Source organism: Gillisia sp. Hel_I_29, assembly GCF_000744275.1.
GTDB lineage: Bacteria > Bacteroidota > Bacteroidia > Flavobacteriales > Flavobacteriaceae > Gillisia.
Window position 1 is genome coordinate 1 of sequence record NZ_JQLP01000007.1, and the last position, 14,833, is coordinate 14,833.

8 protein-coding genes are annotated in these 14,833 nt (G+C 34.7%); 5 read left to right on the top strand and 3 right to left on the bottom strand.

What is annotated here, in order from left to right; translation table 11 throughout:
- Window positions 1-4,297 (bottom strand): non-ribosomal peptide synthetase (locus tag P163_RS16830; protein WP_034894692.1); only part of this gene is annotated, 4,297 nt, incomplete at its 3' end.
- A gap of 1 nt (window position 4,298) precedes the next feature.
- The gene (locus P163_RS16835; protein WP_156100742.1) at window positions 4,299-8,801 is read right to left on the bottom strand and encodes a type I polyketide synthase; all 4,503 of its coding nucleotides are present in this window, start codon (window positions 8,799-8,801) and stop codon (window positions 4,299-4,301) included.
- Between the two features lie 96 nt (window positions 8,802-8,897).
- Here P163_RS16835 and P163_RS16840 point away from each other — a divergent pair, with 96 nt between their 5' ends.
- The 5 genes from P163_RS16840 to P163_RS16855 all read left to right on the top strand — a co-directional run bounded on the left by P163_RS16840 (window position 8,898) and on the right by P163_RS16855 (window position 12,453).
- Window positions 8,898-9,269, top strand: a complete 372-nt coding sequence (locus tag P163_RS16840) for a helix-turn-helix domain-containing protein (RefSeq protein ID WP_051931313.1) — start codon at window positions 8,898-8,900, stop codon at window positions 9,267-9,269.
- Between the two features lie 148 nt (window positions 9,270-9,417).
- Complete coding sequence (locus P163_RS18845) at window positions 9,418-9,663, top strand: LuxR C-terminal-related transcriptional regulator (protein WP_410503408.1); 246 nt, start codon at window positions 9,418-9,420, stop codon at window positions 9,661-9,663.
- Between the two features lie 55 nt (window positions 9,664-9,718).
- Window positions 9,719-10,939, top strand: a complete 1,221-nt coding sequence (istA, locus tag P163_RS16845) for an IS21 family transposase (RefSeq protein WP_231556263.1) — start codon at window positions 9,719-9,721, stop codon at window positions 10,937-10,939.
- Window positions 10,940-10,963: 24 nt separating this feature from the next.
- The gene (istB, locus tag P163_RS16850; protein ID WP_034894699.1) at window positions 10,964-11,704 is read left to right on the top strand and encodes an IS21-like element helper ATPase IstB; all 741 of its coding nucleotides are present in this window, start codon (window positions 10,964-10,966) and stop codon (window positions 11,702-11,704) included.
- Between the two features lie 35 nt (window positions 11,705-11,739).
- Complete coding sequence (locus P163_RS16855) at window positions 11,740-12,453, top strand: IS30 family transposase (RefSeq protein ID WP_051931314.1); 714 nt, start codon at window positions 11,740-11,742, stop codon at window positions 12,451-12,453.
- A gap of 43 nt (window positions 12,454-12,496) precedes the next feature.
- On the opposite strand, the gene P163_RS16860 is transcribed toward P163_RS16855, so the two are convergent.
- On the bottom strand, window positions 12,497-14,833 hold a 2,337-nt coding region (locus tag P163_RS16860), incomplete at its 5' end, for a non-ribosomal peptide synthetase (protein ID WP_081891375.1).

Here is a 14,833-nt window from a genome sequence, read left to right on the forward strand (position 1 = left end):
ACGTAATGCTAACGTATTGATATAAAATCCTATCTGGTCCTCTAAAATCTGAATGCTCTCGCCCTGCAACGGGTGTCCCTACTACCAAATCCTCTTGACCCGTATAACGGTACAACAATGCTTTCAAACTAGACAGTAAGCCCATAAACAAGGTACCTCCCTCTTGATGGCTAAATCGCTTTAACCCCTGAGTAGATTCCTTTGATATGTAAGTGCGAAGTAATTGACCTTGATGACTCTGTATCACGGGACGTACCTTTGAACTTGGTAAGTCTAAAACGGGAAGATCTCCTCCCAGTAAGCCCGTCCAATAATCTCGATGGCCCTGATAAATAGATGTACTCAATTGAGACAATTGCCAACTCGCATAATCCTTATATTGAATCCGTAACGCTGGTAAGTCTAATTCGCCTCCACTCTTATAAAACTCATAATACTTAAATACATCTCTTGACAATACATCCATACTCCATCCATCACTAATAATATGATGCATATTGTAATAAAAAACATAACGGTCTTCTGATACCTGTAGTAATATAGCGCGTAATAGTGGACCTTTGGCTAAATCAAACTCCACCATACGGTCGTTATCCAGATAATTCAATACCGAGGACTCGATATCTGCTTCGCCTTGTAGATCCAATTCACCGATCTCAAAACCTAAAGCATCTCGTTCTAATATCCACTGACGAATCTCTCCTTGGGAGTTCTCCTTAAAAACAGTACGTAAGATCTCATGACGGTCTACTACCGAATAAATGGCACGTTTAAATAACTCTATATCATAACTGCCATTTAAAACTAAACGAGATGGTAAATTATAAACCGAAGAGTCGCCCTCAAATTGACTCAAAACCCATAAACGTCGCTGTGAATCTGATATAGCATAATCTGACGATGCTTCTAGCTTTTCGATGGATACATACGCAGACTTTGTAGCTTCCTCTAATAAAGAAACCTGTGTCTCCAATACTGTGTGAACAAACAAGTCTTTCAAAGCTAACTTTACCTCAAAGGTTTTATGAAGCTTTGATAAAAGACGTGTAGCCTTTAAACTATGACCTCCTAACTCAAAGAAATCATCCTTCACACCTATATTCTCTTTGCCTAAAATATCTTCCCATATAACTACTAACTGCTTCTCTGTATCTGTCTCTGGGGCTACATATTCTACTCCATGACTAATCTCTAACCCCTCTGGTGAGGGTAACGAGCGCCTATCTATCTTGCCATTGGGTGTTAAGGGGAAGACATCCATCGCTACATAGTAACTTGGTAGCATATAATCGGGTAAAAAGCCCTTTAAATAACTGCGCAGTGATGCGCTGTCATGATCCAAGCTGCTTACAAAATATGCAACCAACTCCTTAACTCCATCATTATCATTGGCCAAAACTACAGCCTCATCTATATCTGCATGCCCCAATAATACACTCTCGATCTCGCCTAACTCTATGCGATACCCTCGGATCTTAACCTGAGCATCCTCTCTCCCTAAAAACGTAATCGTGCCATCACTATTCCATCTGCCCAAATCTCCCGTCTTGTACATACGAGTACCTTCTTTAAAGGGATTTGAGACAAATCGCTCTTTAGTAAGTAACTCATTGTTTAAATAACCGCGAGCCAAGCCAGATCCTGCTATATAAAGCTCTCCCGTTACACCTACTGGCTGTAATAAGCCCTCCCTATTTAATATGTAAATCTCTGTGTTGGAAATTGGAACGCCGATAGAAGAACGATGCTCTAAATCTTCAGATTGAAAACTCATAGTATGACTAGTAGCTACATGGGTCTCCGATGGACCATAATGATTATGTAATTCTACTTCAGGGTTAGAGCTTAAAAACGATTGCAAAGCCCCTGAAACATATAATTGTTCTCCTGTCGATACTATATGTTTGATATGATGTCCTAATAAACTATTAACATTTAGTTCATTGTAAAAATTATTCAACCCTGCAAATGGAAAAGACAAAACCTCTATCTCATGGGTTAAAATATAAGAACTAAGTAAGTCATAATCTAATAAAGCTTCTTTATGAACTATACAAACCTTTCCTCCTCCACTCAAAGCAAAATAAATATCATGCAGCGAAGAATCAAAACTAAATGAGGAATACTGTAAATGACATAAGCCTCTCTCTATTCCTGAATTATTAAGATCCCACTGAATTAAATTACTTAACATTAAATGTGTCTGAATAACTCCCTTAGGTAAACCTGTAGAACCACTGGTATAAATAACAAACGCGTCATCTATCCTTTCCTCTTTTAAATCTAAATCTCTTGGTGAATACTCAGATAAATTTACTGAGGATATTGATATTGGTATTGTATTAAACAAATCTAATCCTGGATCTATTAAACTAGACTCTGTTATTAATAATACTATATTCGAGTCTTTTAAAATATACGTGAGACGACTTGATGGGTATTCTATATTTAATGGTACATAACAACAATTCAATTTCATTACTGATAACATAGCCACTACACTATTAATAGAACGCTCTAACATAACGCCTATATAATCTCCGGTTTTTATATCGCTATGCGCTTGTAGATAATGTGCTAATTGATTACTGTGCCTATTAAGCTCCTCATAACTAAGACGCTCCTCTTCATAAACAACGGCTATGGCCTCTGGGGTTTTACTTACCTGCTCCTCAAACAATTCTACAACGGTCTTATCTCTCGGGTAATCAAACGCGGTCGCATTAAAAACATCTAGTAACTCCACTCGCTCTTCTTCTGCCAAATAATCTATACTCCCTATTAAGGCCTCTGGATTACTAAGTAACTTCTCTAGAAACTCTTTATAATGAACTATAAAGCCTTCTAGCATCTCCTGCTCATAAACATCTGTGTTGTATTCTAGTAGCAATGCCAAATAATCACCTTGCTCCTCAAAAGTGAAACTCAAATCAAACTTGCTTAAATTAAACCCCTGATCGGTTATCAATTCTACATCTGAATCACTTATACCTATTCCCTGATGAGCATCTCCTGTGTTTTGTAATACCAACATCATATCAAATACAGCACTTCGACTCGTATCCCTACGAAGTTCTAAATCCTCAACAAGACGATCAAAAGGATATCCCTGATGCTCATAAGCATCTAAAGTCCTTTGACGAACCCGTCTAAATAAATCTTCAAAACTATCCTCTGAACGAACTTCATTACGTAATGCTAACGTATTGATATAAAATCCTATCTGGTCCTCTAAATCTGAATGCTCTCGCCCTGCAACGGGTGTCCCTACTACCAAATCCTCTTGACCCGTATAACGGTACAACAATGCTTTCAAACTAGACAGTAAGCCCATAAACAAGGTACCTCCCTCTTGATGGCTAAATCGCTTTAACCCCTGAGTAGATTTCTTTGATATGTAAGTGCGAAGTAATTGACCTTGATGACTCTGTATCACGGGACGTACCTTTGAACTTGGTAAGTCTAAAACGGGAAGATCTCCTCCCAGTAAGCCCGTCCAATAATCTCGATGGCCCTGATAAATAGATGTACTCAATTGAGACAATTGCCAACTCGCATAATCCTTATATTGAATCCGTAACGCTGGTAAGTCTAATTCGCCTCCACTCTTATAAAACTCATAATACTTAAATACATCTCTTGACAATACATCCATACTCCATCCATCACTAATAATATGATGCATATTGTAATAAAAAACATAACGGTCTTCTGATACCTGTAGTAATATAGCGCGTAATAGTGGACCTTTGGCTAAATCAAACTCCACCATACGGTCGTTATCCAGATAACGCAATACCGAGGACTCGATATCTGCTTCGCCTTGTAGATCCAATTCACCGATCTCAAAACCTAAAGCATCTCGTTCTAATATCCACTGACGAATCTCTCCTTGGGAGTTCTCCTTAAAAACAGTACGTAAGATCTCATGACGGTCTACTACCGAATAAATGGCACGTTTAAATAAATCTACATCATAACTGCCATTTAAAACTAAACGAGAAGGCATATTATAGGCCGAAGAGCCGCCCTCAAATTGACTCAAAACCCATAAACGTCGCTGTGCTGAAGATATGGCATAACTTGAAGATATAGGAACAGAGCTAATTGTTTTAAAAACACCAACCCTTTTATATTTATTTAGATAACTTATTAAAAGTAATTTATGAGATTTAATTTTTTCAATAATCTCATCATCAATTTTATCTCCTTTAAAGCTTATTTTTAACTCTGAATCTTCTATTGACAGAAATATATCATTCTCTGCCAAGTACAAAATAAAATGCGATATATTCATATTAAACCTTTAACTCATTTAAATCGGAACTTGAATTTTTCTTCTCCTCCATAGATATTATATTTAACATTATGTCAATTTCTAAAGCTATTTTTTCAATACTTAACTTATCATAAAATGAATGAATAGAAATTTCAATTCCAAAAACATTAGAAATTCTTTTCATGATTGTAATAGCTTTAAGAGAATCACCTCCTAAATCAAAAAAATCGTCTTGAATTCCTATCCTTTCTAATTTAAAAAAGTCTACCCAAATTATTTGCAATTGCTTTTCTGTAGGGGAAGTTGCATCTTTATAAGCTACCACCATACTTGGTCTTTCTGTAATCATTCCTGTAGGCTCCACATTTTTTAGAAGAAGGGTATTATCTTTTTCTAACTTCTCTCCTAAACTATCAACAGAAATTATAATTTCTGTATTATTTTCAAAACTAAATGATCTTTCAAATACTACCATCAATTCTTTAAAATTAATAGCTTTATTATTATTTTCACTGATTGCATCTAAATTAACACAATACCAATTTGATATTTCATTCTTATTTGCATTAACAAAAGAGTTCATAAATCCATTAGCTGCTGCGTAGGGCATATAAGTCACTCCCCCTAAAACTGTAGATAAGCTAGAAGTAATCCAAACAAAATCCACTTTTTTTGTATAAAGAATCTTATATAGATTAATAAGTCCATTCAGTTTGGGTTTAAAGTGCTCTTCCATAACACTATTGGTAACATCTTTAATAAACCTGAAAGTGTTATGATTTGTTACCCCTGCGGCATGTATAACACCATTTATTTGGTTATATTTTTCTTCGATATTTTCAATAACAGACGAGAAAGATTTAAAATTAGAGACATCACATTGATAATAATCAACATTATCTTTTAAACTTTTCAGTTTTTCAATTTTTTCAATGATATTTAAATCATAATCCTCACAAATAAGAATATTATCCCATTCATTGCTTGGCGGTAAAATAGATCTTCCTAAAAGAATGACTTTTGCTTCATAAGTTTCAATAAGATATTTTGCAAAGGCATAACCAATTTTCCCTAAACCTCCAGTAATTACATAAAGACCATATTTAATCACTTTAGTTTCATTTTTTAATGTACCTAGTTTTATATTTTCATATCGTTGCGTCCAACGTTGTTTACCACGATATCCAATTACTAAATCACTAAAATTATATTTAAGTTCATTTAAAATCAAATCAGTATTAGTTTCATTAACATTAACATCTATTTGAAAAGCTTTAATTTTATTATTTTCTTGAGACAAAATTCTCAACATACTAGAAGTCGAAGCTGTATTATAATTTAAAGAATCGCCATGTAATATTTCATGATTTAGATTTGAAAATACTGTCAATTTTATATTTTTCTCATAATCTTCTAAACGAAAATTATTATAAATTTTCAATAAGCTTAAAAGAACATCATTAGCTTGTTGAAAACGAGGTTTAAAATCATTACTTTCAAAATTAATTTTTGAATTTCCGATTCCCCAACAATATATAATTTGATCAAAAACTTTATTATTAATAGAAATATCCTGAAACAATAGTTCGTAATCGTTCTCTCTTAAAGGGTTAATCTCATATTCAAAATTCTCTGTTTTAGAATATGAGGAACCTTTTTTTACAATTATTACATCATTTCCATCAATTTTTAACTTATCAGTTAAAGCCTTGCTAAATTCATCATTATCTAAAAAGATTAAAAAACAATTTGATAAAATCTTAATATTTGATGTTTCAGAAATAAAAGATTTTTTCCATTCTATTAAATAAAACCAATCTAAAACATTTCTTCGATTAGTTTTCGTCTCTATAAAATTATTATGCTTAAGCAAATTCATAGGATTTACTTTTGATTGAAATACTGGAGTATCAAAAGAATAAGTTGGTATAGGGACTTTATATCGAGTTTTACCATAATAATATTTATCCCAATTAACATCGATCCCTTTACTCCATAATGTTCCAAGAGCAAGTAATAATTCTTTATTATCATCGACAGATTTTTTAGCTGATCGCACCACACTAATTGAGGTATTCTTAAGATTTAATCTTCTATTGTTACGTTTAACTAGATTTGTAAGTGCATTTCCTGGTCCTATTTCAATAAAAACCGTATCATTTGCTTTTAATAAAAATTCAATTCCTTTTGAAAAATTTACTGTTTCTAATAAATGTTTTGTCCAATAATTACTTGATGATGCCTCTTCAGATAATATAGGTTTTCCAGATAAATTTGACACTATTGGAATTTGCATATCAGAACACAACACGTTTTCAAAACAACTCTTAAATTTATCCTTAATGGGTTCCATCATTTTTGAATGAAAAGCATGAGATGCCTTTAAATTCATATAAGCTATATCTCTATTTTTAAGTCTTTTAGTGATTTCTTTCATCGCCTGAATAGTCCCCGAAATAACCAATAATTCAGGAGAATTGATCGCAGCAATTGAAACATCGTCATTTAAGAAAGGTAATATTTGGGCTTCTGAAACACTCACAGCAAGCATTTCTCCTTTATCTACTGAATTTATTAATGCTGCTCTCTTATATACCAATGTTAAACCCTCTTCAAATGAAAACACATTACTTATACAGGCCGCAGAATATTCTCCTAGACTATGTCCAATCATAAAATCTGGATTAATTCCCCATGCCATTAATAATTTAGCCAATGCGTATTCAATTAAAAAAAGTAAAGGTTGTGCATAAATCGTTTTGTTAATTTTCTCTTCAGAATCTTTATTAATTTGACTTTTATAAATTATATCTTCATAATTTTCTCCTGACAAATTTTCCAATAACTTAAATCCATCATTCATAATAGATCTAAAGACATTATCATTTTTGTATAAGTCTAAGCACATATCTATATACTGAGATCCTTGACCTGGAAACATAAAAACAATATTCGATTTTAAAGTCGAATCTCTTAAATTAGAACTTAAGAGTTTTCCTTGTTCTATTTGCATAATAGCATCAGCTTTACTATCACAAACTAAAAATTTCCTATGCATAAAATCATGACGTCCCTTTTGTAATGTATAAGAAATGTCGGCTATATTATGAGAGTAATCACTTTTGAGATATTTTAAAAACTTTTCAGTATAACGTTCTAATGATCCTTCTGTTCTGGCTGAAAATCTTAATAATTTATAATTATAACTATCTTCCTGCTTTCTTTCATCCATATTTTCTTCTAACAAAATATGAGCATTCGTTCCACCTATACCAAAAGAACTTACTCCTGCTCTTAAAGGAGTATCATTAGCTACCCATTTCGTTAATTTAGTATTAACATAAAATGGTCCATCATTAAAATTTATTCTATGATTTGGTTTCTCATAATTAATCGTAGGAGGTATTTGCTTGTTTTTTAGAGCTAGGACTGTTTTAATTAAGCCCGTAATGCCAGCTGCAACATCCAAATGGCCTAAGTTATTTTTTACAGATCCTATTGCGCATGTATGATTTTTATAATTTTCAAATACTTTATTGAGTGCTTCTATTTCAATTGGATCTCCTAATCTTGTACCTGTTCCATGTGTTTCTATATAAGAAATTGAGTCAGGTGAAATTTTAGCTGCACCATATGCTGCCTTTATACAATCAAATTGTCCTTCTATGCTAGGTGCTGTATATCCGATTTTAGCTTTACCATCATTATTTACAGAAGACGATTTAATTACAGCATAAATATTATCATTAGAGTCTATAGCATCAGACAATCTTTTTAAAACTACCAAGCCAATACCTTCTCCAGAGATCACACCTGAAGATTTATGGTCAAAAGCTCTGCAATGACCATCTTTTGAGTTAATACCTCCTTTTTTATAGTGATACCCTATAGTAGTAGAAGAATCCACACTTACACCACCTACTATTGCCATACTACATTCTCTCAAAAGTAAATTTCTACATGCAACATGTACTGCTGTCAAAGAACTAGAACAAGCCGTATCTATAAAATAACTAGGCCCTCTAAGATTTAATTTATACGAAATTAAAGTGGTTAAAAAATTTTTATTTGAAATTTGATTTAGAAAAAAAGGAGAAATATTTTCGTTTTTTAATAATAGATTATTAATCCTCCAGTTTAAATTATCACTTGCTGACGCATACAATCCAATTTTCCCTTTATATGACAAAGGATTATATCCTGCATTTTCGAGTGCTAACCATGCATGTTCATGAAATAATCTTATTTGAGGATCCATTGCAGCAGCTTCATCTGGAGTATATCCAAAAAAAGAAAAATCAAAGGTGTTTGAATTATCTATTCTAGAATCTACCTTGATGTAATTTAAATTTTCAATTTCATTTTGAGAAACTCCTTTTTCAATTAACTCTTTATCAGAATAAAATTTCGATAATTCATCGCCGTTTATTAAATGCTCCCAAAATTCATTGATATTGTTTGATTTTGGAAACCTTCCCGACATACCTATTATCGCTATATCTTTATTATTTTTAACTCCCATAAAGTAATTATTTCTAAGTTCAACTAATAAATGCAACACAGAATAAAATCTCTGAGGGCTAATCCCCAGAGATTGGCTAAGTGCTAAATTTGTGTTGTGAAGAACAAATATAAACAGCTTTGCCAAGAGCAAAGGTATCAAATTCAGGCATTGCTAGAGGCAGAAAAGAACCAAAGTGAAATAGCGGCTATATTAGACGTGAACAAAAGCACCATATCCCGTGAACTATCCAGAAATGTAGGAAGGCGTGGTAGATGTGCAGGTATTTACGTTGCACGACTGGCACAGGATAAAACCCTTAAACGTCATAAAGAAAAAACCAAATCCATTTTATTGACAGAGGAGCTAAATATCCAGGCGGCAAATTGGATGAGGATCGAACACCTAAGCCTGGAACTGATTACCGTTGAATGGAAATGCTTGGGCATAAAGGGCGTTTCTCATGAATTTTGGATATTACGGTTTTAATCGTGCCAAGTAAAACGGTTCAAATGATGCCGCTTTTGGTTACTTCAAAGTGTAATGATTTACGATTCGAATGGTGCCACTTTAAAAGATCAAGTAAAAACTACCTTGTCGCTTAAAACCCAGCGATATGGCCGACACACTTGATCCAATGGACTTGAAACAAATTTTCTCCCTACATCTGGATGGGTTCAGTAACCGTAAAATCGGCTCTACATTAGGAATTTCCCGTAATACGATAAACATCTATATGAAGTTGTTTACGTCAAACGAATATTCTTTTATAGAATTGCTGCATTTTGATAATGCAACCTTATCTGAATTATTTTCCTCGCACACACTACCCTTGATGTTGAGCGACAAAATGAGTGGATGTTATACTTTGAGGGGTCAATAAAGCCAGGAATCATCCCGGCTTTACCTTTTTATATCATTATCAGAAATATGTTCAGATATCTAAGGATCCGTATAGTTATACTCAGTTTTTAGAACATTATCGGCGAAAATATGCCAAGGCAAAGGGTTCTTTGAAACTTGAACACGAAGCCGGAAACGAGATGTTTATAGACTTTGCCGGAAAGAAGCTTCACATAGTGGATAAAGAAAACGGAGAAATCATTCCCATACAAGTATTCGTTGCCATCCTTCTCAATAGTCAATATACTTACGTGGAAGACTGCTTGAGTCAGAAACGGAGAGACTTGATTACTTGCTGCACCAGTGCCTTGAATTTTTATGGTGGAGTTCTTAAGGTTATTGTCTCAGATAATCTAAAATCAGCTATTATAAGAGCCAGTAAATATGAGGAAGAGATCAACCGCACCTTTAAAGACTTTGCCCGCCACTATAACTCCGTGATCAATCATTCCCGGGGATATGCTCCCCAGGATAAGGCTTTGGTGGAGAATGCTGTGCATCTTACCTATCAACGCATCTATTATCCCCTTCGGGAGATGACCTTCTTTACTTTAGATGATCTAAACCGGGAGATAAGAAAATTATTGATCAACTATAATAACTTACTGTTTAAACGCAAAGAAGCCAGTCGTGTAGAGCTTTTTCAGACAGTGGAACGTCAGTACTTAAAACCACTCCCATCAAGTTCTTATGAGCTGAAGGATTACAGAAAAGCTAAAGTTCAGAAGATGGGATACGTGTACTTCTCTCCCTATAGTGTACCCTACCGGTATATTGGAAAAGAGACCTGTATTCATTATACAAGAGATATGGTAGGAGTCTACTTCTACCAGGAAAGAATAGCACTACACCAGCGTAATGGAGCTAAGGGAAGTTATATTACAAATACGGCCCATCTCAATAGTACCCATAAATTTTATTCCGAGGGGAATCCGCAATTCTTCAAGAAAAAAGCAGCCCTTCATGGAATATATGTACTGAACTGTATTGAGAAAATCCTCACCTCTCATGAGTATCCTGAAATAGGATATAAACGTGCTATGGGAGTCCTCCAACTTCACAAAGCATATGGCTCCGAAAGACTCAACAATGCCTGCAAGAGAGCCCTGGAGGGAGAAGCATCATCTTACCACCATATAAAGAATATCCTTAAAAACAATATGGATAAAGCATCATTATTCTACCAGGACCTGGAGCAAACAATAAACCATATACCGGTACATCCCAACATACGAGGTGCCTCTGCTTATAAATAAGAATGAAAAATTATATTTAAAACAATGAACAACAATCAGACTATTGAAAAATTAAAAACAATGCGATTGGGCGCGATGGCCCAGTTACACCTTCAGCACGTTAAAGATAACCGCTTGGGTGAAATGACCTGTGATGAATACCTGGCACTGCTAACAGGCCACCAATGGGAAGACCGGGAGAATAAGAAGATTGATCGTCTTTTAAAACAGGCTAGCTTCAGACAAAATGCAAATCTTGCTGTTATAAACTATTCTCCTGAAAGGAATCTCGACAAAAATATGTTTGTACGTTTAAGCACTCTTGATTTTATATCCCGTAAGGAAGGCCTAATAATTTGCGGAGCCTCGGGTGTGGGTAAAAGTTATCTAGTGCGGGCATTAGGGCATCAGGCTTGTCTCTCTGGTTATAAGACCTTTTATACCATTACAGCAAGAATTCTTAAGAAACTTAAACTAAGTAAAGTGGATGGAACTTATTTAAAAGAACTGGAGAAATTAATAAAAACGGATCTTCTTATTTTTGATGACTTTGGGCTGCAGGCTTTGGATAACCAGGACAGGGAAACGCTTATGGATATAATTGATGACCGCCACGGTCAAAAATCCACTATAATATCCTCACAGATACCAGTCTCTGCCTGGTATGAAATTATTGGAGAGGAAGGGACCTTAGCGGACGCACTACTCGATAGGATTGTAAACTCTTCTCATCGCATCGATCTCAAAGGAGAATCATTAAGAAAAGAAATCCTAAAGAAGGAATAATATTAAATTTTTATATAATTGCAGTATCTTTTAAAGTGGCACTATTTGACCGAAATCAGTGGCATGCTCCCACCGAAATATCCAAATGTCTTTATCGATGGATATGGCATTGCAAAAAAAGCCATCATAGAAAGGATCTTGAGCACAAAGACCTATACTTTTACCTGCGCCATGGAAAGCGGAAGCGTAAACCGGGCAATTATAAAGATTGTAGAGGAGCTATAACCAATAGGACATCTATTGAACAGCGGCCGGAAATAATCAATGAAAGGAAGCGTATAGGAGATATCGAAGTGGACCTGATGATGGGAAAGGATCATAAATCCGCACTATTGGTAATGACCGATAGGGCAACTTTAATAACCAAACTGGATAAACTCGATGGAAAAGATTCAACAACCGTTGCAAAAATAATTAATCAGTGCATTGCCCGAATAGGCAGCAGCTGGGTGAAAACCCTGACCTTTGATAATGGAAAAGAATTTGCACAACATGAATCCATTGCCAAAAAACATAAGGTAAAAACCTGTTTTACAAGACCCTATACCTCACAGGATAAGGGGACAGTGGAGAATAGAATAGGTGTGATAAGAAGGTTCCTTCCTAAGAAAACAGACCTGAACCTAGTCAACCATCAGAGGATAAAGGAAATTGAGAAAATGATCAATAACCGTAGAATAAGAAAGTTTGGCTACATTAGTCCAATAGAAAAATTAAAATCAACCTGGCCAGTTGCATTTATCACTTGAACATGGCATTTAAAATAATTATACAAGACTATTTTTAGTATCATTAATCTATTGAATCTATAATTTCATCTAAAGAATCATTCAAGTCTTCATATTCATTCACCTCTTCAGTAGAAGTTTCTTTATTATAAAGAAGCTTTTCAACTATTAATTTAACATTTGAATACTGAAATAATTGAAGAATATTTAAATTACATGTAAACGTCTCATTTATTTTATTTAGTATAATTATCACATTTAGAGAATTCGCTCCCAAATCAAAAAAATTATCTTTAATTCCTATTTTATTTTTATTCAATTCTAAGGTCTCTGCAATTATTGAAATTATTTTCTTTTCAGTATTTGTCTCAGGTGCTACATATTCTACTCCATGACTAATCTCTAGTCCCTCTGGTGAGGGTAACGAGCGCCTATCTATCTTGCCATTGGGTGTTAAGGGAAAGACATCCAACGCTACATAGTGACTTGGTAGCATATAATCGGGTAAAAAGCCCTTTAAATAACTGCGCAGTGATGCGCTGTCCTGATCCAAGTTGCTCACAAAATATGCAACCAACTCCTTAACTCCATCATTATCATTGGCTAAAACTACAGCCTCATCTATATCTGCATGCCCCAATAATACACTCTCGATCTCGCCTAACTCTATGCGATACCCTCGGATCTTAACCTGAGCATCCTCTCTCCCTAAAAACGTAATCGTGCCATCACTATTCCATCTGCCCAAATCTCCCGTCTTGTACATACGAGTACCTTCTTTAAAGGGATTTGAGACAAATCGCTCTGCCGTTAACTCCTCATTATTTAAATAGCCTCGAGCCAATCCAGCTCCTCCTATATAAAGCTCTCCTGTAACGCCTATTGGCTGTAATAAGCCCTCCCTATTTAATATGTAAATCTCTGTGTTAGAAATGGGACGGCCAATAAGGATTTTAGAAAAACTATCGTCATATTTCCAAGCAATACAACCAACAGTTGCCTCTGTTGGTCCATATTCATTATAAATTTCAATCGATGGATTTAAATCTTTTAAAATATCTATGTGTATTTGGTGTAGTTCTTCCCCACCTAGAATAACTTTTTTTAGATTTGTATCTTCAAATTTTGACTTCCCAACTAATAATATATGAGAAGGTGTCATTTTTATAAAATTTAAATCACTATTTAAGCTAAAATAGTCTCTTAATATTAAAAGAATGTCTTGTGTCTCTGAATAAATCTTTAATTTGCCTCCTACAATAAGAGGTCCAAATAAGCTTGTTTTTGTTAAATCAAATGATGTAGAACTAAATAAACCAAAATTACTTATATCATAATTTTCTCCTAAATAATATCTTGTTGACCAACTTAAATAATTGACTAAACTTCTATGTTCAATCATAACTCCCTTAGGTTTCCCTGTAGAGCCACTCGTGTAGATAACATAGGCCAGGTTAGAAGGCAATAAACTTATCGATAAATTATCTGTCGAATAGTCTGACTTATTATTATTAAATTTATCTAGAAACTCTTCGTCCAAAAGCACTTTACACTTACTATCCTCTAACATATAAGCTATTCGATCCTCTGGGTAATCAGGATCGATTGGTACATAAGCCCCTCCACTCTTTAAGATCCCCAGGATCCCCACAATCATCCAAGAACTTCGCGGTAGCATAATCCCTACCAAATCATCTGGCTCGATGGTATAATGTGCTTGTAGATAATGTGCTAATTGATTACTGCGCCTATTAAGCTCCTCATAACTAAGACGCTCCTCTTCATAAACAACGGCTATGGCCTCTGGGGTTTTACTTACCTGCTCCTCAAACAATTCTACAACGGTCTTATCTCTCGGGTAATCAAACGCGGTCGCATTAAAAACATCTAGTAACTCCACTCGCTCTTCTTCTGCCAAATAATCTATACTCCCTATTAAGGCCTCTGGATTACTAAGTAACTTCTCTAGAAACTCTTTATAATGAACTATAAAGCCTTCTAGCATCTCCTGCTCATAAACATCTGTGTTGTATTCTAGTAGCAATGCCAAATAATCACCACGTTCCTCAAAAGTGAAACTCAAATCAAACTTGCTTAAATTAAACCCCTGATCGGTTATCAATTCTACATCTGAATCACTTATACCTATTCCCTGATGAGCATCTCCTGTGTTTTGTAATACCAACATCATATCAAATACAGCACTTCGACTCGTATCCCTACGAAGTTCTAAATCCTCAACAAGACGATCAAAAGGATATCCCTGATGCTCATAAGCATCTAAAGTCCTTTGACGAACCCGTCTAAATAAATCTTCAAAACTATCCTCTGAACGAACTTCATTACGTAATGCTAACGTATTGATATAAAATCCTATCTGGTCCTCTAAATCTGAATGCTC

What these genes read in the sequence shown, in the direction of transcription:
- P163_RS16835 (WP_156100742.1), bottom strand. Translation starts at nt 8,801, where the DNA reads ATGGGAGTTAAAAATAATAAAGATATAGCGATAATAGGTATGTCGGGA.
- P163_RS18845 (WP_410503408.1), top strand. Translation starts at nt 9,418, where the DNA reads ATGGACTTGAAACAAATTTTCTCCCTACATCTGGATGGGTTCAGTAAC.
- istB (WP_034894699.1), top strand. Translation starts at nt 10,964, where the DNA reads ATGAACAACAATCAGACTATTGAAAAATTAAAAACAATGCGATTGGGC.